The organism is Streptomyces sp. NBC_01296 (genome assembly GCF_035984415.1).
Lineage (GTDB): Bacteria > Actinomycetota > Actinomycetes > Streptomycetales > Streptomycetaceae > Streptomyces.
Genome location: NZ_CP130720.1, coordinates 1,004,299 through 1,026,835, shown reverse-complemented (window position 1 = coordinate 1,026,835; position 22,537 = coordinate 1,004,299). Strand labels below are relative to the sequence as shown.

Sequence of the window (22,537 nt, the reverse complement as noted above, 5' to 3'; positions counted from 1 at the left end):
GGTCTCCGCGAGCCACGTGGCCAGCCGGCCGGTGGGGCCCTCGGGGTCGGTGGAGTGCCGTGTGGTCGTCGGCGTCGGTGCGGGCACCGCGCTCACCTCCAAGTTCGTGCAGCGGGCGGACCGGACTGTTGCGGTTCACGATAACCGCTGAGATTAGAATTTATAACATCTAGTTTCGCAGGGATGCTGGGTAGCATGAGCGCGTGGCACTGAAACGAACCTCTCTCCCGCGCACGGCCGAGGCCGTGGCCCTCGCCGAGCTGCGCGACGCGATCGTCCGCGGCGATCTGCCCGCCGGCGCTCCGATCCGCCAGTCCGCAGCCGCGGAAGAGCTGGGGCTGAGCGTCATCCCCGTGCGCGAGGCCCTCAAGACGCTGGCGGGCGAAGGCATCGTGACCTACGTTCCGCAGCGGGGGTACACGGTCACCGAGCTCAGTCCGCGCAGCGTGGACGACATCTTCCGGATGCGGGAGCTCCTGGAGGGCGAGGCGGAGCGGAACGCCTCAGGTCAGCTGCGTCCCGAGGACGTCGCCGCCATGCGCGTCGCGCTGGACGACCAGCGTGCCGCCGTCGCAGCCGTCAACGTGCCGGGCGTCATCGCGGGTAACCGCCGATTCCACTTCGCGTTGCTCGACCACTGCGACAACGAATGGCTCCTGCGCTTCGTGCGCCAGCTCTGGGAAGCCCTGGAGCCCCACCGTGCCCTGTCCTACCGGCGCGCGGCCGTCGCCGGAGGCCTAGCTCGGGCCGAGGTGATCCTCGCCGAGCACGACGGCATCGTCACCGCCTTCGAGGGCGGCGATACCGCTCTGGCGTTGAGACTGCTGGCCGACCACCGATCCGGCGGCCTCGCGGACTTCCACCGGCTGCTGGCCTCCGGCGGGAACTGACGGCCGCCGAACGGGGAAACGGGTCGGCGCCACCAGGGGGCGCGGGTGCATGCCCCGCGCTTACGGCTCAGATGCCTTCGAGCCCCACGGTATTGCTTCTGCGGCCGAGGACCGCGACGGCCGGGCTCACGCCGACGACGAGGACGGAACGGATCAGGTGCGCCGGCGCCGCGCCCAGGCCCCTGCTTCGGTGACGTCGATCCGAACGAAGCGGGCGCCGAGCCTCGCGGCCGCTTCCTGGCCGCGTTGGCCGTCGCGTGCGCCGACGTAGACGGTGTGCCCGGCCTCGGTCAGGCGGCGGCCGTCTCGTATCAGCTGGCGGGGAGCGTCATGCGGAACGTGCGGTATTCCGCGGGCCCCGTTTCACGGCCGCGCGGTGTCCCGCATGACCGCTACGCGGGCAGCGGGCGGTCTTGGACGACGTTCCTCATGACGAGGGTGGAGGTCAGCCGCTGGACTCCGGGCAGCCGGGCCAGCTGCTGGTCGTAGAGCTGCTGAAAGGCGGCGAAGTCGGCGGTGGCGACACGCGGGAGGTAGTCGGGTTCGCCGAGCAGGCGCGGGGCCCGGATGACGTGCGGCACCGCGCTTACGGCCTCACTCGCCGTGGGCGCGGCGGTGTTCGCGGCGTTCCCGGGTTGGTGCGCCTGGCCGCCGTTCCCAAGCCCGGTCGCGGGGGCGTACGGCGGCGCGCGTACGCAGCTGCTCCTGACGGGCCGGTGAATTCCTGCGGCGTGGTGCCCGGCGTCGTGTCCCTGGTCAGCCGGTCGCCGTCAATGCCGCGCGCGCGGTGGTGAGGATCTCCTCGGAGAGCGGGGAGCCCGTGGTGGCTCGGGCCAGGACGAGAGCGCCGAGCATGGTGCACAGCCGGGTGATGCCGTCCTGGTCCTCGGTAGTGAGCCACTCGGCGAAGTCGCTCACTCCTTCGGTGTAGACGCGGCGGGCCTCGCGATCTCCGGGTTCGCGCGCGATGTCGGTGGCGAGGGCAGCTGCCGGGCACCCGTCTGCCGCGCTGTCGCGATGCTCGATGGAGAGGTACGTGTCGATCAGCGCCTGCTGGGCGGCTTCGCGCTGTCCAGCGTGCTGCTCGAGTCCGTCATTGCGGAGACGGGTCAGTTCATCGAACGCGTGGGCGGTGGCTTCGTCGATGAGCGCCTCCTTGGAGGCGAACTGCTTGTAGAAGCCGCCGTGGGTCAGGCCGGACGCCTTCATGAGGTCGGCGACGCTGACCTGGGTTCCCTGCTCCCTGAACAGCCGGGAGGCGGTTTCCACGACCCGCCGGCGATTCTCCTCCGCTTGTGCCTGCGTTACGCGGCCCATCAGCCACCTCCCGAGTGGATGTCGATTGACATCTATCCTACGTCAGGGTTTAGATTGTGTTCGTAATCTAATTTTAGCGGGCCGCAGGTCGCCCGCGACGACGCTGGGAGCGGGCATGGAACTGAAGGACGCGGTAGCGGTGGTCACCGGCGCCAACCGGGGGCTCGGGCGGCATCTGGCCGCCCAGCTCGTGGAGCGTGGGGCGAAGGTGTACGCGGCGGCTCGCCGCCCTGAGACGGTGGACCTGCCGGGCGTCATCCCGCTGCGGCTGGACGTGACCGACGAGGAGTCGATCCGAGCTGCGGCCCGCATTGCGTCGGACGCGACGCTGCTGGTGAACAACGCGGGCATCTCCACCGCCACGCCGCTGATCGCGGGCGGCCTGGATGCGGTGCGCCTGGAGATGGAGACGAACTTCTTCGGTCCCCTCGCCGTGACGCGGGCTTTCGCCCCCGTCATCGAGGGCAACGGCGGCGGCGCCGTGCTCAACGTCCTGTCCGTCCTGTCCTGGCTGCACCCGGCCGGCCTCGGGTCCTACGCCGCGGCCAAGGCCGCGGCGTGGGCGCTGACCGACGCGGCCAGGGAGGAACTGGCGCCCCGTGGCATCACCGTCTCGGCGCTGCACGTCGGATACATGGACACCGATATGGCTGCTGGTGTTCCCGCCGATCAGAAGACCGATCCCGCCGATGTTGCCTCCCAGGCCCTGTACGGCATAGAGGCGGGCCTGCCCGAGATCCTCGCCGACGAGACCACCCGGTACGTCAGGCAGAGCCTGGCTGCTTCACCGAACGCAGGGTGAGGCACGCCCCGCCGCCTGCCCCTTTCGACCTTGGAGCAAGGACACCTGATGCGTTACGCGACCTTCGGACACCGGACCGGACTGCGCGTGTCCGAGTACGCGCTCGGCACGGCGAACTTCGGCACCGGCTGGGGCGCGGGCGCCGAGCCGGACGAGGCGCGCCGTATCTTCGATCGGTTCGCCGAAGCGGGCGGTACCTTCCTCGACACCGCGGACACCTACCAGTTCGGCGAGCGGGGACCACAGGGCGGCGCCGATTCCGAGGCTCTCGGCCATGGGCAGGAAGGGCGCCACAGTGACCTGGGGGCGGTCGTCCACACGGAGAGCACCGGCCAGAAGAGCGCCGTAGTCGATGCCGTCCTGGCCATTGCCGAGGAGATCGGCGTGACGCCCGCCCAGGTGTCGGTCGCCTGGGTGCGGGAGCGCGCCGCCCGGTCCCGGGCCTCGCTCATCCCGATCATCGGGCCGCGCAGCCTCACCCAGCTCGACAGCTACCTGGGCGCTCTCGACGTCCAGCTGACCCCCGAGCAGTTCGCTCGCCTGTCGGAGGTCAGTGCGGTGGCCCTCGGAGTTCCCCATGAGGCGATCGCCGGATCCCTGAGCGGCATCCAGGGCGGCAACACCAGCTGCATCATCGCCCCGGCCGCGGTGGGCTGACACCCAAGGGCGTGGCGGCTGGTACCCGGAAGCGGCGCCGCTCTTGAGGCCGACGGCCGATGCCGCGTCGGTGATGGCTGCCCGCCGCACAGGCGAGGGGGTCCAAGAGGCTGAAGCAAACACCACAAAGTGTCTCGTACTGGGAGAACCTCAGGATGAGCAGAGATCCCGTCCCCTCGTGGACGAGAAACGGAGACGACGATGAAGGCCTTCATGGTCGAGCGGTACGGCGACACTGCCGGCGTGCGCGCCGGTGAGATGCCCGACCCGCAGGTGGGAGCCGACGACCTCCTGGTCCGGATCCACGCGGCGGGCGTCAACCCGCTGGACCTCAAGATCCGCGACGGGGACTTCAAGGCGATCCTGCCGTACCGGCTCCCGCGCATCCTGGGCAACGACCTCGCCGGGGTGGTGGTCCAGATGGGACCGGCCGTCACCCGGTTCGCGGTGGGCGACGAGGTCTACGCGCGGCCCGACAAGGACCGCATCGGCACCTTCGCCGAACTCATCGCCGTCCACCAGGACGACGTGGCGATCAAACCGGCCACGCTCACCATGGCGGAGGCCGCGTCCCTCCCCCTGGTCGCCCTGACCGCCTGGCAGGCGCTGGTCGAGCGGGCACGGGTGCGGCCGGGTCAGAAGGTCCTCATCCACGCGGGCGCCGGCGGCCTCGGCACCATCGCCGTCCAGCTGGCGAAGCAGCTGGGCGCGCACGTGGCCACCACCGCGAGCACGGCCAACGTCGACCTGGTGAAGGAGCTCGGCGCGGACGTCGTCATCGACTACAAGAAGCAGGCTTTCGAGACGGTCGTTGACGGCTACGACGTCGTCCTGGACACCCTCGGCGGCGAGACGCTCGAGAAGTCCCTGCGGGTACTCAAGCCCGGCGGGAAGGTCATCAGCGTCGCAGGCCCGCCCGATGCGGCCTTCGCCCGCCAGCTGGGCGCGAACGCGATCCTCCGACTGGCGATGAGCGCGCTGAGCCTCAAGACCCGGCGCCGCGCCAAGCGCCTGGGCGTGACGTACTCGTTCCTGTTCATGAGGGCCAGCGGCGACCAGCTGCGCGAACTCACGCCGCTCATCGACGCCGGGAAGATCCGTCCCGTCGTCGACCGTGTCTTCCCGTTCGAGGAGACCCGGGAAGCGATGGAGTACGTCGAGAAGGGCCGCGCGAAGGCCGGCAAGGTCGTCGTCGCGATGACGTGAGGGCAGGCCCTCGCCGGACGACCGGTGAAGACCCCCTCAGGCAACGAGAAGAACCCGCACCCCACTACCCGTAGGGACCCCCTCATGAGTGCAGCTGTTCATCCGGGCCCTCGGGTTCGACCGGGCCGACCTGCTCGGCCTGTCGATGGGCGGCTTCATCACGCAGGTCATCGCAGGGCAGGAACCGCACCTCGTGCGCAAGGTCATCCTCACGGGCACCGGCCCCGCCGGAGGCCCCGGCATCGACAAGGTCACGGCACTCACCATCCGAGCCACGCTGAAGGGGGCTCTGACCCGCCAGGATCCGAAGCAGTTCCTCTTCTTCACCGACACCGAGGGCGGCCGACGGGCAGGGCGCGCCTTCCTGGAACGGTTGAAGGAGCGCACGGGCAACCGCGACAAAGCCATCTCGCTGTCGTCGTTCCGTGCCCAGCTGAAGGCCATCCACCGATGGGGGCTCCAGGCGCCGGCAGACCTGTCGCGCATCCACCATCCAGCCCTCGTGGCAAACGGTGGGAGCGACCGGATGGTGCCAAGCGAAAACACCCTCGATCTGGCCGCACGACTGCCCCAGGGCCGACTCGTACCCCTCTACCCCGACGCCGGACACGGCGGGATCTTCCAGCACCACGCCGAATTCGTCTCACAGGCGATTGAATTCCTCGAATCCTAGTCAGGGCGGGGCTCGACACCGATCCGCCCGTTGCGCAGAAGGCGCTACGGCGACATCCTGCAGACGAGGCTCACCACCATGCGCCGGCGGACAGCGGCCCGACCGGCAGCCTGGCGAGGGAGCCGATGTCGGATCTGCGTGCCCCGCCTTCGCTCTCCCAGGCGTCTTCCCGGTTTCGGAGGTCGGGCCTTCGGCCGATGACGGCTTCGGCGGCGATCAGCGCGCGGGAGGTCAGGATGCTGCCGGGGACGGCGGCGGCAGCCATCAGCCGGGCCGCGGCGGCGGGTGCGGTCTGGGGTGGGACGACGAGGAGGTCCCAGCGGCCGACGGTGTAGGAGAGCAGGATCAGCTTGTCGGGGTCCTGTTCGGTGAACCAGCCCACGTGCACGGCGTGTCCGGCCACGGGGACCTTGTGCGGGACGACGGGCCATCGGGTGGGGTTCACGGTGACGCGGGTGATGCGCCCCCAGGGCTCCGCCAAGGCGGCGACGAGGACGGGGAGTTCGGCTGCGAGGTCACGGGAGCGGGGCCACCAGGCGCCGTCCAGTTGCCCGGCGAGGGTGGTCTTCGGCGTGAGCACGAGGCGAGCGGGGCGAGGAGGTGCGGCAGCGGAAGGCGCGCGCGGCGTGGCAGGTGTGATGCGTTCCAGGGCGATGGTCATGGTGGAGACCTGTCCCCGGGCCGTCCGCAGTTCGACGGTCCGGCGTATTGATCGCCGGAAATGACACCTGAGTTGCATCCGATGCGCGAAATACTCCCGGTATGTCCATCCTACTCCGGTGCGGAGATCAAAAGGGGTTCTGACCAGGTGCTTCTGCTGAGGCAGAGGGTTCATGCTCCGGCCTTCTGCGCGGCCGACGCGGTCAAGGCGCAGTTGACGTCGACCACGCCTTCCACGGCGAGTGCGAGACGTGCTGCCAGCGGAATGAGCGATGCGTCGAGGATGCCGCCGGACAGGGTGGCCACGCCGTGATGGACATCGACCCGCACCCTGTGCTGTGCGAGCGGGAACAGCCGGCCGACCACCTCGCGCCGTATGTCGTCCGCGAGTTCACTGTCCGGGCGCAGGAACACCTCGAGCAGATCGGTGCGGCTGACGATGCCCTTGAGGGTTCCGGCGGAGTCGACGACCGGTAGTCGTTTGTAGCGAAAGATTCCCCGAGCTCTCCCGGAGATCGGCGGCCGTCCCCCGGTGAAGGAGACCCCGCCATCCACCATCACACGTCCAGGGCACGGGCCGGACGGGCCTGTCGGGCCCCGGTGCGGGACCGTCCGGCCCTGTCCGGGAACCGAGCGGCGGGGGCAGCCTGAGGTGACCTTTGCCGGAGCACGGGAGACATGGAGAGGTGGCGTCATGAAGGCACTCGTCTTCCAGGGACCGGGGCGCACCGCGTGGCAGGAAGTGCCGGATCCGGGCATCAAGGATCCCGCCGACGTGATCGTGCGCGTTGATGCCGTGACCATCTGCGGTACGGACCTGCACATCGTCAAGGGTGACCTGCCGGAGGTGACTCCAGGCCGGGTGCTCGGTCACGAGGCCGTGGGCACGGTGGTGGAGAGCGGGGGTGACGTCCGCTCGGTGCGGACCGGCGACCGGGTCCTGGTCTCCTGCATCTCCTCGTGCGGCCGGTGCCGGTTCTGCCGTGAGAGCCGCTACGGGCAGTGCCGCGGGGGCGGTGGCTGGGTACTCGGCCACACCATCGACGGAACCCAGGCCGAATACGTCCGCGTGCCGTTCGCCGACCTTTCCGTGCACCCGCTGCCGACCACGGTCGACAGCGCCGATGCGGTCCTGCTGGCGGACATCTTCCCCACCTCCTACGAGGTGGGAGTGCTGAACGGCAATGTGCGGCCCGGGGATACCGTCGTCGTGGTCGGCGCCGGCCCCGTAGGACTCGCGGCCATCGCCACGGCCCGGTTGTACTCGCCGGCCCGCGTCATCGCCGTCGATCTCGCACCGTCCCGGCTGGCGAAGGCGCGCGAGCTGGGGGCGGACGCGGTCGTGAACGCCGCCGAGGAACCGGAGATGCTCGTGGGCGACCTGACCGACGGTCTCGGCGCGGATGTCGTCATGGAGGCCGTCGGCGTGCCAGAGTCCTTCGAGATGTGCACCCGCATGGTCCGCCCGGGCGGCCGGGTCGCGAACATCGGCGTCCACGGCAAGCCGGCGACCCTGCACCTCGAAGACCTGTGGATCAAGGACGTCACCATCACCACCGGGCTCGTGGACACCTGCTCCACGCCGATGCTGCTGCGCATGCTGACGGCCGGCCGACTGCCGACCTCGTCGCTGATCACCCATCGTTTCGAGCTGGGACGGATGGAAGAGGCGTACGAGGTGTTCTCCCGTGCCGGTGAGACGGGCGCGCTGAAGGTCGTGTTGGGCGGGCCGAGCCACGGCGACCTGGCCGTATCGAACCCGTCGCGCGTCCAGAGGGCGTGACGGCCCCGGTGCGCCACGTCGACGGTGCTCACGCGGGGGCCGGTCGGCCCCCTCCTCTGTCCCCGTCGACCCTGCCACGTCAAGGTCCCTCGGGGTGACCCTGGAGTGCGGACCCCTTCCGGTTCCGCTCCCGAAGAGGCGATCCGCCATGCCTCGGATCCAGATCTCGGCACCCCGGCCACGGCCGCACCGCCCCCTGCCCCTCGACCTGCGCACGCCGTCGGGGCGCGTCCTGCCCTACTGAGAAAGCAGGAAAGGAGGCAGGCCCATGAGCGCACAGCGGGTACTGGTCGCCCACGGCAACAAGCACGGCGCGACCGCCGGATAGCGGAAGAGATCGGCGCCCACGAGCACGTCACGTTCGGCGGCAGCATCACGGCCACACCCCCCGGCTTGCTCGCAAGGATCCTGGTGCGTCGGGCAGGGCCGGGGACTTCCGCGATCCTGAGCGGATCCGGGCCTGGGCCCGTCGGATCGGTGCCGAACTCGCGGCGACCCACTGAACGGGCCGCACCGCAGTCGGCGCCGCCGTACGGAGAACGTCCTCCGCACGGCGGCGCCGAATTTCGGTCACACGGTCTTGACCGCTCGCGCTCCGTTCGGCGGGGACGGGCTGGGGAGCGGCGTGGTGATCTCCGCCGTGCGCGGGGTCTGGAGCGTCGCGGCCGCGGTTTCGCGGGCGAGGAAGGCGCCGAGTTCGCCGATGGTGCTCATGAGCGGTGCGGGGAAGACGACGGTGGTGTTCTTGTCGACGCCGATCTCCACGAGGCTCTGGAGGTTGCGCAGTTGAAGGGCGAGGGGGTGGGCCATCATGGTGTCGGAGGCGTCGCCGAGTGCGGCGGCGGCCAGCGACTCGCCCTCGGCGTTGATGATCTTGGCTCTCTTCTCCCGTTCGGCCTCGGCCTGGCGGGCCATCGCGCGCTTCATGCTGTCGGGCAGCTGGATGTCCTTCAGTTCGACCAGGGTGACCTCGACGCCCCATTCGGCGGTGGCGACATCGAGGATCTCGCGGATGCCGAGGTTGATGCGGTCGGTCTCCGACAAGGTCTCGTCGAGGGTGTGCTGGCCGACGACCTTGCGCAGGGTGGTCTGGGCGATCTGGTTGATGGCGGCGCCCACGTTCTCGATGGCGATGACCGATTTCACGGCGTCGACGACGCGGAAGTAGGCGACCGCGGAGACGTCGACGCTGACGTTGTCCCGGGTGATGATGCCCTGGGACTGGATGGGCATGGTGACGATCCGCAGGGACACCCGGTGCAGGACGTCCGCGAACGGCACGATGACCCGCAGGCCCGGCGCACGGGTGCCGACGAGCCGGCCGAACCGGAACAGCACACCCTGCTCGTACTGCTTGACGACCTTGACGGCCATGGCGAGTAGCAGCAGGACGAGAACGGCGAAGACGACCAGGAGAACGATCAGAACTCCCATGGTGGTGCTCCTCCCAGAAAGGACGGCACCCCGAAGGGGGTCCCGAGTGTGTGGCGGAGCAAGGAGGGATGACCCGGATCCGTCGCAGGGCTGCGCACCTGTACGGCTTGGTGCTGCGAGCCTGCCTGACTCCAGCGTCGCTCTGTTCCGGCCTGCGGGGCAGGGGCCGAACGGTCCACGGTTCCAGCGGCTTTCCACCGGGCCCGGTTCCTCACCGGGGGACGCTGTTGGTACTGCTGGTACTGCGATCCGGCTGGGAGAGACGGGAATCGTCGAACCGGGCGGTGAGCCGGTCGGCCACTGCGACGACTCCGTCCAACTGTCCGGCGAGCCGCAGGACGATGGGAATCTGGCTGCTCCTCGCCAGTCGGCCGTCCAGGGTGACGACCCCGTCCACGACGTGCACGTCCACAGCGTCCGTGCCGAGCCCCATGGTTTCCCCGAGCACCTCCTCGATCAGGCGCCGGTGTATCTCGTGGTCCGGGCACAGGAACACACGGAGTAGATCTCGTCTGGTCACTATGCCCACCAGACGGTCCTCTTCGTCGATGACGGGGAGCCTCTCAACGCCGCGCCGGGTCATGAGGCGGGCGGCCTCCGTGACGGTCTGCTCGGCGTGGACGGTGACGGCCGGCGCTGACATGAGTTCTTGGGCGGTGAGGTCGCGGCGGGCGATGAGATCGGTCTGCGAGACGATCCCGATGACGCGATCGTCCTCGTCCACGACCGGCACTCCGCTGATGTCGTGTTCGACGAGCAGCCCGGCCACGTCCGCGAACGGAGTCCGCCCGACGACCGAGACGAATTCGTCGGTCATCAGGAAGCCGACTTCGGCGTGCTTCATGTGCGACCCTCCTGTCGGCCTCGGCCGGTGGGCGCACCTTACGGAGCACCCTCACCAGCCACCATCCGCCGTGGCCCGCCCGCGGTGCGAGGGCCGAACGGTCCTGTGTCAGGACTGACCGGTCCCCGGCTGCGTGCGGTCGATGAAGTGGCGCGTGGCGGGCAAGGGACCTTCGGTCCCTTGACTGACCCCTGCGGCCCACTCCTCGCGCCGGCCCGGGTGACAGCGTGAGAGCACACCCCCGACGCCGTTCGACAGAGGAGGAAACGATGGAAGGCGCAGCCCCACACCGTTCGGACCTCGGCTCGGTCGTCGTCGGTGTCGACGGATCAAGCACCGCGCTGACAGCGGCACTCTGGGCCGCCGCCGAGGCAGCCCGACGCAACCGCACCCTTCACATCTTCTACGCGGCCGACACCGCCGACGGGGTCTTCTACCTGTCGGCGAAGATCGTCGAACGCGTCCACGTGGAGGGCCGTGACCTGTTGGAGGTCACGGCCGCTGCGGTCTCGGAGCGATTCCCGACGCTTCACGTCACCACGGAATACAGCCGCCGGGACCCCGTCTCCGGCCTGCATCGGCTGGCGGCGAAGTACGACGGCACCACTGTGGTCGGTCACCGCGGGCGGGGTGGTTTCGAGTCTCTGCTGCTGGGTTCGGTCGGTCTGCGGGTCGCGGCAGGCGCTACTACGGCTCCCGTCATTGTGGTGCGCGGCGGCGAGGACCCTGCCGAGAGCGGCGTGGTGCTGGCCGCGGTTCGGGACGAGTACGACCTCGAATGCGCGCGAAGTGCCGCCCGCGAAGCAGAGCTGCGCAAAGCAACGCTGCGCCTGCTGACCGTGTGGAACGTACTCCAGTACGCCGGAACCGTCGTCACCATGCTCGACGACGTCAACGAATTCGCCGGCCGCCATGTCCGCAGTCTGAAGTCCGTCGCCGACCGCGTACACGACGAGTTCCCGGCGCTGACTGTGAACGCCGATGCCGAAAAGAGCGTGTCGGTGGCTTCAGCACTGGTCGAGGCATCACGCCACGCGGACCTGCTCGTCATGGGAGGACGGCGATCACCCGGGTACTTCGGGCCCACCCTGGGACGTACGACGCACAGTCTCCTGCACCACTCGCACTGCCCCGTGGAGCTCATTCCGCGACACGATGACCAGCAGGGGAGTGACGCGTCGGCCTGACCGGATCCACTGCGGTCCGGGCCTCTTACGCCCTTCACCCATGGCTCCGACCGTGACCGGGCGGCGGGCGGAGGATTACGCTGAAGGCTGGGCGGGTGCGCAGAGCCCCTCGACGCCGCCGGAGGTGTCCATGGCCGGGGACGATCGAGATGCGTCGGCGAGCCGGATTCCGCAGCTGAGGACGGACGCACTCCACGTACACATCACTGACGTGCGGGGTACCCGTGACCGGCTGAAGGGCCTCCTGGAGGCGGTCATGTCGCTGGGGCAGGAGCTGGACCTGTCCCAGGTGCTGCGCGGGATCGTGGAGGCCGCGGTGGTCCTCGTGGACGCGGAGTACGGTGCGTTGGGCGTGGTGGGGGACGACGAGAAACTTGCCGAGTTCCTCCCGGTGGGCATCAGCGACCAGCTCCGGGCGCGGATCGGGGCCCTGCCCACCGGGCACGGACTGCTGGGCGAGCTGATCAGGCACCCGCGGCCGCTGCGCCTGGGAGATCTCTCGGAGCACGCGGCCTCCGCCGGGTCACCGGAGCACCACCCGCCGATGCGCTCCTCCCTCGGCGTACCGATCAGGGTCCGGGACGAGGTGTTCGGCACTCTCTACCTGACGGGGAAGCGGGGCGGTACGGACTTCGACGCGGAGGACGAGGAGGTCCTGTCGACCCTCGCGGTCGCTGCGGGCGTCGCCGTGGACAACGCCCGTCTGTACGAGGAGGTCCGGCTCCGGGAGCGCTGGCTGGCGGCCAGTTCCGATTTCACGAGCGCGCTGCTGTCGGGCTCATCCGAGATCCAGGTGCTGGAGGGCATGCTGGAGCGGGCCCGGGACATCATCTCGGCCGAGATGTGCGTCTTCTACCAGGTGGGGCCCAGCGGCGAGCTGCGCGGCTCGCTGGCCCTGGGGGAGGGCGCCGAAGCGCACCGCGGGATCGTGCTGCCCGGCAGCGAGGGGATCCTGGCCGCGGTGGTCCTGGCGCGGGACGGACTGATCACCTTGGCGGATGTGGCCGCCGACGCCAGGGTCGCGGCGCAGCCGGACGCCTGGACGGGCTTCGGGCCGGCCGTGGCCGTCACGGTGGGTACCAAGGCGAAGCTGCGGGGGGTGCTGATGCTCGCGAGGCGCACCGGGCGGCCGGCGTTCGCAGCGGCCGAGGTCGCGCCCCTGCCCGGCTTCGCCGGGCAGGCGGCCCTGGCGCTGGAGCTGGCCGACCGGCGCCGGGACACCGAGCAGGTGAGACTGCTCGCGGACCGCGACCGGATCGCCCGCGACCTGCATGACCTCGCGATCCAGCGGCTCTTCGCGACGGGGATGACTCTGCAGAGCGCGCAGCGCTTCGTGGAGCATCCGGAGGCCTCCGAGCGGTTGGACCGTGCGATCGACGACCTGGACGAGACGATCAAGATCATTCGTACGACCATCTTCGGACTTCGCGATCACGAGGCGGCGCCGGGCCAGACCCCGAGGCTACGGGTCCGCGCGGTGCGGGCCGTGGGTGAGGCGGCAGCGGTTCTCGGTTTCGCGCCCGCCCTGCGCATGGAGGGGCTGATCGACACAGATGTACCGGCCCCGGTCGCCGACGATGTGGCCGCTGTCCTCGGCGAGGCCCTCAGCAATGTGGCCCGGCATGCGCGGGCGGCGCGGGCGGAGGTCGCGATCGTCCTGGCGGACGGCGTGCTGGCCGTGACGGTGAGTGACGATGGTGTCGGCGTCACGGACGGTGGCCGTCGGAGCGGTCTGCGCAACCTCGCGGAGCGCGCCGAGACCCGCGGGGGCGGATTGTCCGTCTTGCCGGGCCCGGATGGCGGCGGAACCCGTCTGGACTGGCGGATCCCGCTCGGTCCTCCTCGCTGAGCGCGGGCTTCAGCGACCGGTTTCGTCGTGCTCGCGGACCTCGGCGGCGATCACGGCTGCCTGGACGCGGCGTTCGACCCCGAGCTTGGCGAGCAGCCGTGAGATGTGGTTCTTGACCGTCTTCTCGGACAGGAAGAGGCGTTTGCCGATCTGACGGTTGGTGAGGCCCTCGCCGATGAGCTCGAGTACGGCTCGCTCGCGCTCGGAGAGCACCGTCAGCCGCTGGTCCTCAGGCGGCTTCCCGGCGGTGGGGTCCCGAAGCGAACGCATCAGGCGCGCGGTCGTCGCCGGGTCGAGCATCGATTGCCCTGTCGCCACCGTCCGGATGGCGGCGACCAGGTCCGAGCCCTTGATCTGCTTCAGGACGTACCCGGCGGCGCCGGCCATGATCGCGTCGAGCAGCGCATCCTCGTCGTCGAAGGACGTCAGCATGAGACAGGCGAGATCCGGCATGCGCGAGCGCAGCTCACGGCAGACGGTGATGCCGTCGCTGTCGGGAAGCCGGACATCGAGCACCGCTACGTCCGGCCGCAGGGCGGGCCCCCGGGCCAGGGCCTGCGCGGCCGTCGCCGCCTCACCCACCACCTCGATGTCGGGCTCGGCGTCCAGCAGGTCGTGCAGCCCGCGGCGGACGACCTCGTGGTCGTCGAGGAGGAACACCCGGGTGGGTGCCGGAGCGGCAGCCGGTGCATCGGACATCCACGCCACACCCTCGGGTCGGGTACGTCTGGGAACAATTGTCTCAGATGTGGCTTCCGCTGCCGTGGGGTGCGTACAGGTCGAGCAGCCGGATCTCGGCGGAGATCAGCCGGTGGGCGAGCACCTGCCCCACCCACTGCCACATCGCGGAGGCGAGTGCGGGGTCGGCGTCCATCAGCTCGCGCACGGCGGCGGCATCGAACTCGTCGGTGCGCACCGGCGTCGTGGTCTCGGCGCCGAAGTGCCAGGTGTAGGGACGGAACAGCCAGGACCAGCCGACGAGCTCGCCCGAGCCGACCGTCTCGACCACCGCCGCCTGCCTGCCGGGTACGTGCACGTCCATGCCGACGGTGCCCGACCGGAGGACCCAGAACCGGCCGGCGTGTCCGCCCTGGTTGAACAGTCGCGTGCCGGCGGCGAAGTTCGCCTCGTGGGCCAGGGCCAACAGGCTGCCTCGATGCTCCGGGGAGAGAGCGTGGTCGAAGCGGATGGAGGAGGAAGTGAGCCGGTGGGGGGACGAGGTGCTCATGGCGGTTCTCCGTTCGGGTGCGCCTACCACCCTCCGCCGGTGGCGGCCGGCCCCGGAAGGGCCGTTCGGTACCCTCTCCGGCCCGGACGGCCCACCCGTACCGCCCCGGGCGGGCGATCAGTGGCGCCAGAACCGGTCGGCGACCTCCGGCAGGTCCGTTCCGTGGAGGCGGATCCAGTCGCGGTGGCGGATCCGCTGGTCGCACAGGCTCAGGAGCAGGGCCGCCGCGCGGCCGGCGAGTCCGGGGACGCGGTCGATGACGTCCATGACGAGCCCGTACCGGCCGAGGTCGTTGTGCACGACCATCTCGAAGGGGGTGGTGGTCGTGCCGGACTCGTTGTATTCGCGGACGTGCAATTCGGATGGCCGGTCTGGCGGTACGCGAGGCGGTGGATCAGCCACGGATAGCCGTGGTAGGCGAAGACCACTGGGCGGTCGGTGGTGAAGAGCGTGTCGTACTCCGTGTCGGTCATCCCATGGGGATGCTCCTCGGGCGGCATCGGACGGGCGATGTCGACGACCTTGATCACGCGCACGACCGGCTCCGGGAGGTGCCGGCGCAGCAGCGGCGAGGCGTGCCCTCGCAGACGGCGCTTCTTCGTGGTCTTCGCGATGCGGGAGTCTTCGGTATCGGGGGGATGCGGATCGTGCCACAGGTAGGTGCTGCGGCGGCGCAGCCTCGGTGCGGGACTGGGTGGGTGCGGTTATGTGCTGGGGTTCATGGCGTCGCGGACCAGGGCGGTGTCGACGAACTGCTCGAAGCGGACGATCTTTCCGCCGCGTACGACGAAGTGGTGGGCGACGCGCACGTTGAGCGGTTTGTCGGTGGCCTTGTTGGTGGCGGTGTAGCGGGCGAGGACGACGACGTTCTCGCCGTCGACGACGTAGGTGTCGTCGTGGGCGGCCCAGCCGTCCCAGGACTTGCCGAGCTGTTCCATGACGGCGGAGGTGACTCCGGCAGGGGTGCGGTAGGTGCCGGCCAGGGGGAAGCCGGCCATCTCGGTCCATTCCACGTCGTCTGCCATGGTGGCCCGCAGGGCTTCGAGGTCGCCGTTGGCGGAGGCGATGTACTGGCGGCGTACCACGTCGGCGGGGGCGGTGGAGGTGTGGAAATTGGTGGTCTCCTGCATGGGACACGGCCTTTCTTAGATGGGGTCGGGGGTGCTGGTGGGGCACAGGCGGCAGGTGGGGACGCGCCTGGCTCCTCCGTAGCGCTGAAGCAACTGGTGGATGCCCGCGCCGAGGGCGGCGCCGAGGACCGGCGCGACCAGGTACACGACGAGGTAGCCGTAGGTCCCGGACAGGAGCGCGGGGCCGGAACTGGCGGGCAGGGTTCGTCGCGCCGCCGCTGCGCGGTCCGAGCACGCCGATGATCAGTGCCGTGGCGAGGGAGAGCGGAAGCCGGCGGCTCCGTGCGGGATGGGCGAAGAAGAAGCCGATCAGCGGGGTGACGGCGCGGCAGTGCCGTGGTCAGGGCGAACTCGTACAGCGGGTAGGTGCGTGCGACGGCGGGCGCGGGGCTGCCTGCCTGGGTGTCGCGGGCGGTGGTGCTCATGAGTTCTCACTGGGCTCGGCGGGCACGGTCCGGCCGGTGTCCCGGGCCCGACCGTGGTCAGGGCGGGTCAGCCCCAGGTCATTTCACCCTTGGCGACCTTCGCGCCGAGCTGGGCCGCGATGAGCATGCCGGATCCGGGGTAGCGGGTGACCAGGGCGTTGGTCAGGGCCTCGCCACTGTCGGCCTTGTCGAGCTCGTCCTCGAAGGCGGTGAGGTAGTTCCGGGTGTAGGCGATCGGGCTCGCGTCGAGGGCGGCGGGCGTGGGCAGCCGGTGGCCGGGGACGGCGAAGGCGGGGGCGAGGGCCGTCATCTCGTCCAGCAGCTCGATCCACACGGCGCGGTCCTGGGGCTTGGCGGTGTCGGCGACCCAGACGTGCTCGTTCTGGAAGAGCAGGACGCCAGCGACGATCGCCCGGTGTTCGGCCTGCCACAGGTAGTGGCGGTCGGGCAGCCCCGGGTGGCCGCCCTTGAGCTGGAAGACGTGGCCTTCGAAGGTGAGGTCGCCGGTCAGCTCGGCCATCTCGACCAGGCGGGTGGGGCGGTTGGCGCCCACTGGCTCCCAGGCCTTGAGCTTGCTCTCGTACGCGGCCTTGATGTGCTCGATCACCAGCGGTGTCGCCAGGATCTCGGCATCGGGGAAGGCGTCGGCGATGACCTCGGCGCCCCAGTAGTAGTCGGGGTCGGCGTGGCTGATGAAGACCTTGGTGAGGTTCTTTCCGGAGTCGAGGATCTCGGCGGCCACCCGGTGTCCGTCGGCGCGGGTGAATCCGGTGTCGATGAGGAACGCGTCGCGCTCACCGGTGATGAGGGTGGCGGTCTTGTTCTGCGAGCCGACGGGGAAGTCCAGGTCGATGACCTTGAAGTCGAGAGTGCTCATCATCATGTCCTTTGCCGGGATCAGCGTGAGAGGTGGGGAAGGGTGTGAGGTGGGGCTGCTGGTCGTGTTGGGATTCAGGTTCGCCCCGCCGTGCCTGGACGGCACCGACCGTGCCGGTGTGTCGGCGGGGATTCAGCGGCCGGACGCGGTCGAGCGGGTGCGGGCGGCGGCGAACTGCTCCAGCAGTGTGTCGATCTTGTCGGGGCCGGCGTGGCCGACGGCGAGGACCGTGGTGCGGTCACCGTCCTGGGCCAGGAGTGTCGGGTAGGCGTTCGCGCCCAGGGCTGCCGCCCGCCGGAAGTCGGCCTCGGCCACGAGGGGGGCGGCCGGTGCGGCGAGTGCGGCGCCGACTTCCAGCGGGTCGAGGCCGGCTGCCGCGGCGATCCGGGTGAAGGTGCCGGGGTCGGACAAGCTCAGGCCGTCCTGGTAGAACGCGGCCTGCACGGCGATGGCCAGCTCCACCGCCCGATCCGGGGCCGCCTGCCGCAGCGCCGCCATGCCCCGGGCGGCGTCCAGGGAGTCCATGACGAACGAGCCGTCGGCGATCAGCCGCTCGTACCCCGCCCCGAATTCGACACCGGTCAGCTCGCCGATCTTGGTGTTGGCGCCCTGGACGTAGCCGAACTCGCGGATCGGCACGGCCCGCGGCCCGGTGAACAAGCCGCCCGATACGACCTCGACCGGCAGTCCCGGGTGACGCAGGGTGACCTCGGCCAGGGTGGGGGCGAACCCGTAGGACCAGCCGCAGTAGGCGTCGAAGACGTAGACGAGGTTCATGGGGAAGGCCTTTGCAGAGGGAGTCGCTCCGCACCGAAGCGATGTACCTGCTTGAACAGTATCTGCTGTGTCAGGCATTCCCGCATGGCGAAAGGCCCCCACCCTCGGGACTTCCGCCCTTACCGCAGGCGGGGCAGGGCGTCCCGCGCCGAGTGGGACAGGATCCGCAGGCACTCCATGAACTGCTCCCGGGCCTCCTCTGGCAGCGGAGCCAGGAAGTGGCGGCGGATGTTCTCCACGTGCAGCCGACTGGCCCGCACCACGATGTCCTCGCCCCGCGCGGTGAGCCGTACCAGCTTGCCCCTGCGGTCCGCCGGGTCGTCGGCGCGCACCACCAGGCCGGCCGCCTCCATCCGGTCCACCAGGCGGGTCATCCCACCCGTGGTCAGGACCCGCTCCTGCGCGACGGCCCGCATCGACATGCCCGCACCGCCCGCCCGGCCCACGATCAGCAGCACCTCGTACATCAGGTGGCTGATCCCGAACTCCTCCTCGATCGCACCGCCGAGCAGGTACTCCAGCCGCCCCGCGGCCCCCTGCAGCCGTCCGAACGCGAGCACCAGCTCGTCGTTCGCCGCCTCCTGTGCCGAAGTGATCCCCGCACCTTCGCCCACCCGCCACACCCTTCGCTCATCAGATCCGGTCTCGCCACGATCATCGCCCCTCCCGGCCGCCCGGCTCGCGGCGACGTCGGTTCCGTAGGGTCACATGGGGGAACGGCCATGAGATTTCTGGGGGAGCGGTAGATGGGGCTTCGGCTGAAGATAGGCGCAACGATCACCGCGACCGCCGCGCTGGCGGTGTTGGTCATGGGGGTGCAGGTTCCGCAGATGCTTGCGGACCGGGAGCGGGAAGAGATGACCGCGCGGCTGGCGTTGCTGGTGGAGGCTTACGAGACCTCGGGGAAGACCGCGATGGGCGCGCAGCTCGGCCGGACGGACATTCCGGACGAGCTGCGCAAGGAGATGGCCCACGGTCGGCGGGCGTTCTACGTCGAGGACACCTCCGACGGCGTCCGCTGGCTGTGGGCCGGGCAGCCGGTCAAGGGCGGCACCACCCTGACGCTGGTAGTGGCCAGCCGCCCACTGATCGGCGAAGTGAACCGGGTGATGTTGCAGTCGGGTGTGATCGGCGTCATCGTGGCGTCGGTGATCGGCCTCGCCCTGGCCAGCCGGTTCGGCCACCGCTTGCGGACCTCGGCGCGTTCCGCCCGCAGGATCGCCGACGGCGACCTCACCGCCCGGCTACCGGAGTCGGGCAACGACGAGATCGCCGCTCTCACCCAGGCGGTCAACGCCATGGCCGAGGCCCTGGCCAGCCGTCTCCAGGCCGAACGCGAGGTCACCGCCAACATCGCGCACGAGCTGCGCACCCCGGTCGCCGGCCTGATCGCCGCAGCCGGGCTGCTGGCGCCCGGTCGCGTAGAGGGCATGGTCCAGGAACGAGCGCGCAGGCTGCGGGACTTGACGGAGGACGTCCTTGAGGTGGCCCGCCTCGACAACGGCGGCGAGGAGGCTGACCTGCGCTGGGTCGAGCTGGGCGGGCTGGCCAGGCGGGTGGTGCGCGCCGCGGTCGAGGAACCTGCCCGGACCGGCCCGCCGCTCGTGCGACTGGAGGTGATCGCCGACGTGACGGTACGCACCGACCCTCGGCGGGTGGAACGTATCCTCAGCAATCTGGTGAGCAACGCCCTGCGGCACGGCGCCGAGCCGGTGCTGGTCCAGGTCGAGGGAGCGCTCGTGCGGGTGCGCGACCGGGGCGCCGGCTTCCCTGACCATCTCCTCACCCACGGCCCGCAACGCTTCCGTACGAGTGCGGAGGGCAAGGGCCTCGGACTCGGCCTCACCATCGCCGCAGGCCAGGCCGGACTCCTCGACGCCCACCTCGCGTTCGAGAACCACCTCGACGGCGGCGCGCAGGCAACCCTTCATTTGGACGCCGCGCCCACACCCGAACCCTGAGGACGGGTGCGGGGGAAGGAAGCGGCGCCGCCCCAGAGTCAGTCCTGGGCCAGGTGGGTCAGTACGACCAGCTTGCCGACCGCGTTTTCCAGTCGAGGGTCGTCCCGCCCAGACCCTTTACGACGGTCGGCTTGGCGCCGGGAGGCACCTGGGGGCCCGCGTGCGGTTCGCGTCCGCGCAGGGACCGCCCCTGCGGTCGGTTCCCACGTCGTCCGGCAGTGCTGCGGTAGCGCGTCGGCTTCACCGGGCTTGTGATTTCTCGTTCTTCCTCGCCCTTGGTCGCAGCCGTCCACGGTGCCTTCGTGCATCGCCAGCTGACTGGCCCGGTCCAACTCTAGGGTCGGTGGTGCCCTCGCTCGCCGCGGCTATCACGGGACAGCACCCTGTTTCCATCTCGTCCGCGACCCGCACCGGTTCAGCGGCACAAGGCCGTGTCCACGACCTTTTCCAGATGCCTGATGGGTTCGACGGTGACCGGAATGCTGGTCACCGCGAGGCTGACGGCACGGCCGTCATCCGTGACCCCGCCCCGGGTCTCGTATCCGGCGATATCGCCGCCGTGGCCCCAGTAGACACCGCCACACGAGAGCGGACGGCTCATCAACCCCAGGCCGTACCCCGCGCCGGTGTCCCCGACGGGAACGGTCGTGCGCATCTGTGCGAGCTGGGCATCCGGGAGGAGACGGCCGCCAAGGAGAGCGCCGAAGAACAGATTGAGGTCGGAGTTGGTGGATATCATCTGGCCGGCCGCCCAGCCCGCGGAGGGGTCGATCTCGGTGAAGTCGCGCAGCGGCTCATCCGCCGTCTTGCGGTGGTAGCCCTTGGGGTGAGGCTCCCGGATCGTCTTGTCGCCGGGCGCGGGGAAGTACGTGTGGCGCAGTCCGATGCGCTGGATGACGCGCTGGTCTATCAGTTCGGCGAGGGGCCGGTGGGTGATCTTCTGGACGATCAGGCCGGCCACCACGTAGTTGGTGTTGCTATAAGCCCATTTCTTGCCCGGGGCGAAGTCGGCCTTGTGCTGGAGGGCGATGTCGAGGAGATCGCGGGGTTCGAAGTACCGGTCCGGAAGGACGTTGTCGTCGATGTGCAGCCCGTAATCGGGAAGCCCGCTGGTGTGCTGGAGCAACTGGCGGACGGTGATGTGATTTCCGTCGATTCCCTCCCCGCGTACGAGACCGGGCAGGTAGGTCTCGACCATCGTGTCGAGGCCTATCTTCCCTTCAGCGACCAGTTGCAGCACGACGACCGCGGTGAACGTCTTGGTGTTGCTGCCGGCCCTCACCTGACCATTGGCGGGCACCTTCGCTCCGGTGGCAAGATCGGCCACCCCCGCCGTGTAGGTACGGGTACGGCCCGCACGGTCCTTGACGCTTCCCAGGGCGGCCGGCTGGCCGTCGGCGCGCACCATGGCGTTCAGGCCCTGCTGGACGGGGTCCGGTCCGGCGTCGGCGTACGCCGCGGGCGGAGCCAAGGCGCCCGCCGTGATCACGGTGACGGCCAGAGCGGCCGCGGCCGACACGGCAACGCGGCGGCCGCCGCGTGGCCGCCGGGACGGAAGAGCGTTCTGCGATGCCTGGTCACGCATTTTGCAACCCCTGAGGATCGGTGGGAGCCGGCCGCGGTTCCTGTCGGTGCCGACTGACACGATCATGGGCTCGGAGGTATCGGCCCCACATCGCGGGAAAGCGGGAGAATTACCTCCCTCGATCGGGGGAGGCCGGCGGCGGCGCGCCCGGCAATAACCGGCGCCGCCAGCAGTACAGGTGCCTTCCCGACGTCCGGGCACGGCTTGCCTGGCCTGGTCGAGCGCGGCCGGCTGCTGCACGGCGAGATCCACGACCGTTGCCACCGGCGCAGCCGCCAGCGCCGGCCCCGTTGGTACCCCCATCACGCTCCTGATCGCCGCCGACGACGAGGTGACCCGCAGTGGCCTGCACACGCTGCTCGCCTCCCAGCAGGGGATCACGGTGGCCGGAGAAGCCGCCGACGGCGTCGAGGCGCTCGAGCAGGCGCTGCGGCTGCGGCCGGACGTGGTCCTGATAGACGTGCGGATGCCACGCCGCAACGGCATCGAGGCCACCCGGCTGCTGCTGGCCGAGTCGGCCGATCCCCCGAAGGTCGTGGTCATCACCACCTTCGAGAACGACGACTACGTCACCGCCGCGCTCAGCGCGGGGGCCAGCGGCTTCGTACTCAAACGCCTACCGGTCCGGCAGATCGCGCAGGCGGTGCGCGTCGCGGCGGCGGGGGAAGCGATCCTCTTCCCCGCCACATTGCGCCCTACGGGTTGTCGCGTAAGTGCTGGTCATGGGTGTGGCTACGTGGTTGGGTCAGCTGCCTCGAGGGATTCATCATGGCCGCCGTCACCGCGCTCGTCGTCATGGCGGGGGACTGGAACGACGCCCGGCCCGTGCAAAAACGGCCGAAGCGCGACGCCCCGCTTGCCGACGCCCTGTTCCTGCTGGAACGCTACGGCCCCAACGCCCGCTTCCTGCGGCTGGACCGGCCACAGCCACCGGCTCCGGCACACTCCCGTCCCCGAGCAGCCCTCCGACCGCGCCCTCGTGGGAGGCGCCCAACTCCTCCGTCGTCCGGGACTCCCGCTCGCTCTCACCATGCCCCCTGCCATCCGCCCCTTGATCCCGGCGACTCGGCTCTGGCCGCTGAGGCTCCTCTCCCGCAACGGCGATCCGACATTCGAGGAGACCGCGGGGGTCGCCCAGCAGACGCAAATCGGCAGCCGCGACGACCAGCTGCAGCGTTGGACTCGTCTCGCCCTTGCCAGGCCGTCCATCAACCAGCCGTAGCCGTTGACCCCGCTCCCTCCAGAGGTGGCA

At 70.1% G+C, this 22,537-nt stretch carries 22 protein-coding genes and 2 pseudogenes; 10 read left to right on the top strand and 14 right to left on the bottom strand.

Going from position 1 to position 22,537, the window contains the following annotated elements; translation table 11 throughout:
* Positions 1 to 203 precede the first annotated feature (203 nt).
* Complete coding sequence (locus tag OG299_RS05000) at positions 204 to 890, top strand: GntR family transcriptional regulator (RefSeq protein WP_327360634.1); 687 nt, start codon at positions 204 to 206, stop codon at positions 888 to 890.
* 392 nt (positions 891 to 1,282) lie between these two features.
* Here the strand turns inward: OG299_RS05000 and OG299_RS04995 are convergent.
* Together OG299_RS04995 and OG299_RS04990 are read right to left on the bottom strand one after the other, a co-directional pair.
* Positions 1,283 to 1,483: pseudogene (locus OG299_RS04995) on the bottom strand (Lrp/AsnC ligand binding domain-containing protein); the annotation flags it as partial.
* A 163-nt stretch (positions 1,484 to 1,646) separates the two neighbouring features.
* Positions 1,647 to 2,207, bottom strand: a complete 561-nt coding sequence (locus OG299_RS04990; protein ID WP_327360633.1) for a TetR/AcrR family transcriptional regulator — start codon at positions 2,205 to 2,207, stop codon at positions 1,647 to 1,649.
* Positions 2,208 to 2,322: 115 nt separating this feature from the next.
* Here OG299_RS04990 and OG299_RS04985 point away from each other — a divergent pair, with 115 nt between their 5' ends.
* The 4 genes from OG299_RS04985 (at position 2,323) to OG299_RS04970 (ending at position 5,545) form a co-directional block, all read left to right on the top strand.
* Entirely contained in the window at positions 2,323 to 3,009 is a 687-nt protein-coding gene (locus tag OG299_RS04985) for an SDR family oxidoreductase (protein WP_327360632.1), read from the top strand.
* Positions 3,010 to 3,057: 48 nt separating this feature from the next.
* On the top strand, positions 3,058 to 3,666 hold the full coding sequence (locus tag OG299_RS04980; RefSeq protein ID WP_327360631.1) for an aldo/keto reductase: 609 nt from the start codon (positions 3,058 to 3,060) through the stop codon (positions 3,664 to 3,666).
* 201 nt (positions 3,667 to 3,867) lie between these two features.
* Positions 3,868 to 4,872 (top strand): NADP-dependent oxidoreductase, encoded by a 1,005-nt coding sequence (locus OG299_RS04975; protein ID WP_327360630.1) that lies wholly within the window; start codon positions 3,868 to 3,870, stop codon positions 4,870 to 4,872.
* 88 nt (positions 4,873 to 4,960) lie between these two features.
* Positions 4,961 to 5,545: an alpha/beta fold hydrolase gene (locus OG299_RS04970; protein ID WP_327360629.1), complete on the top strand. Its 585-nt coding sequence runs from the start codon at positions 4,961 to 4,963 to the stop codon at positions 5,543 to 5,545.
* Between the two features lie 70 nt (positions 5,546 to 5,615).
* Here OG299_RS04970 and OG299_RS04965 read toward each other — a convergent pair whose 3' ends face one another.
* Positions 5,616 to 6,206, bottom strand: a complete 591-nt coding sequence (locus OG299_RS04965) for a DUF5994 family protein (RefSeq protein WP_327360628.1) — start codon at positions 6,204 to 6,206, stop codon at positions 5,616 to 5,618.
* Positions 6,207 to 6,376: 170 nt separating this feature from the next.
* The gene (locus OG299_RS04960) at positions 6,377 to 6,763 is read right to left on the bottom strand and encodes a BON domain-containing protein (RefSeq protein ID WP_327360627.1); all 387 of its coding nucleotides are present in this window, start codon (positions 6,761 to 6,763) and stop codon (positions 6,377 to 6,379) included.
* A 136-nt stretch (positions 6,764 to 6,899) separates the two neighbouring features.
* On the opposite strand from OG299_RS04960, the gene OG299_RS04955 reads away from it, so the two are divergent.
* Positions 6,900 to 7,988, top strand: a complete 1,089-nt coding sequence (locus OG299_RS04955; RefSeq protein WP_327360626.1) for an alcohol dehydrogenase catalytic domain-containing protein — start codon at positions 6,900 to 6,902, stop codon at positions 7,986 to 7,988.
* A gap of 570 nt (positions 7,989 to 8,558) precedes the next feature.
* Here OG299_RS04955 and OG299_RS04950 read toward each other — a convergent pair.
* Both OG299_RS04950 and OG299_RS04945 read right to left on the bottom strand, forming a co-directional pair.
* Positions 8,559 to 9,422 (bottom strand): slipin family protein, encoded by an 864-nt coding sequence (locus OG299_RS04950; protein ID WP_327360625.1) that lies wholly within the window; start codon positions 9,420 to 9,422, stop codon positions 8,559 to 8,561.
* 211 nt (positions 9,423 to 9,633) lie between these two features.
* Positions 9,634 to 10,266: a CBS domain-containing protein gene (locus tag OG299_RS04945; RefSeq protein WP_327360624.1), complete on the bottom strand. Its 633-nt coding sequence runs from the start codon at positions 10,264 to 10,266 to the stop codon at positions 9,634 to 9,636.
* Between the two features lie 269 nt (positions 10,267 to 10,535).
* On the opposite strand from OG299_RS04945, the gene OG299_RS04940 reads away from it, so the two are divergent.
* Positions 10,536 to 11,453 (top strand): universal stress protein, encoded by a 918-nt coding sequence (locus OG299_RS04940; protein ID WP_327360623.1) that lies wholly within the window; start codon positions 10,536 to 10,538, stop codon positions 11,451 to 11,453.
* A 130-nt stretch (positions 11,454 to 11,583) separates the two neighbouring features.
* Positions 11,584 to 13,302, top strand: a complete 1,719-nt coding sequence (locus OG299_RS04935) for a sensor histidine kinase (protein ID WP_327364456.1) — start codon at positions 11,584 to 11,586, stop codon at positions 13,300 to 13,302.
* A 9-nt stretch (positions 13,303 to 13,311) separates the two neighbouring features.
* Here the strand turns inward: OG299_RS04935 and OG299_RS04930 are convergent, their stop codons facing one another.
* From OG299_RS04930 to OG299_RS04900, 7 genes and pseudogenes are all read right to left on the bottom strand, one after another.
* A complete protein-coding gene (locus tag OG299_RS04930; protein ID WP_327360622.1) occupies positions 13,312 to 14,001 on the bottom strand; it encodes a response regulator in 690 nt (229 codons plus the stop codon).
* A gap of 43 nt (positions 14,002 to 14,044) precedes the next feature.
* Positions 14,045 to 14,530 (bottom strand): Crp/Fnr family transcriptional regulator, encoded by a 486-nt coding sequence (locus tag OG299_RS04925; protein ID WP_327360621.1) that lies wholly within the window; start codon positions 14,528 to 14,530, stop codon positions 14,045 to 14,047.
* A 117-nt stretch (positions 14,531 to 14,647) separates the two neighbouring features.
* A pseudogene (locus OG299_RS04920) lies at positions 14,648 to 15,105 on the bottom strand (phosphoketolase); the annotation flags it as partial.
* A 129-nt stretch (positions 15,106 to 15,234) separates the two neighbouring features.
* Positions 15,235 to 15,660, bottom strand: coding sequence for a nuclear transport factor 2 family protein (locus OG299_RS04915; protein WP_327360620.1), 426 nt, complete (start codon positions 15,658 to 15,660; stop codon positions 15,235 to 15,237).
* A gap of 492 nt (positions 15,661 to 16,152) precedes the next feature.
* On the bottom strand, positions 16,153 to 16,962 hold the full coding sequence (locus tag OG299_RS04910; RefSeq protein ID WP_327360619.1) for an MBL fold metallo-hydrolase: 810 nt from the start codon (positions 16,960 to 16,962) through the stop codon (positions 16,153 to 16,155).
* 132 nt (positions 16,963 to 17,094) lie between these two features.
* Positions 17,095 to 17,739: a DsbA family protein gene (locus OG299_RS04905; protein WP_327360618.1), complete on the bottom strand. Its 645-nt coding sequence runs from the start codon at positions 17,737 to 17,739 to the stop codon at positions 17,095 to 17,097.
* A 119-nt stretch (positions 17,740 to 17,858) separates the two neighbouring features.
* The gene (locus OG299_RS04900; RefSeq protein WP_327360617.1) at positions 17,859 to 18,353 is read right to left on the bottom strand and encodes a MarR family winged helix-turn-helix transcriptional regulator; all 495 of its coding nucleotides are present in this window, start codon (positions 18,351 to 18,353) and stop codon (positions 17,859 to 17,861) included.
* A gap of 132 nt (positions 18,354 to 18,485) precedes the next feature.
* On the opposite strand from OG299_RS04900, the gene OG299_RS04895 reads away from it, so the two are divergent.
* A complete protein-coding gene (locus tag OG299_RS04895) occupies positions 18,486 to 19,700 on the top strand; it encodes a sensor histidine kinase (RefSeq protein WP_327360616.1) in 1,215 nt (404 codons plus the stop codon).
* Between the two features lie 415 nt (positions 19,701 to 20,115).
* Here the strand turns inward: OG299_RS04895 and OG299_RS04890 are convergent, their stop codons facing one another.
* On the bottom strand, positions 20,116 to 21,285 hold the full coding sequence (locus tag OG299_RS04890) for a serine hydrolase domain-containing protein (RefSeq protein ID WP_442817486.1): 1,170 nt from the start codon (positions 21,283 to 21,285) through the stop codon (positions 20,116 to 20,118).
* 178 nt (positions 21,286 to 21,463) lie between these two features.
* On the opposite strand from OG299_RS04890, the gene OG299_RS04885 reads away from it, so the two are divergent.
* The gene (locus OG299_RS04885) at positions 21,464 to 22,507 is read left to right on the top strand and encodes a response regulator (RefSeq protein WP_327360615.1); all 1,044 of its coding nucleotides are present in this window, start codon (positions 21,464 to 21,466) and stop codon (positions 22,505 to 22,507) included.
* Positions 22,508 to 22,537: the final 30 nt, after the last annotated feature.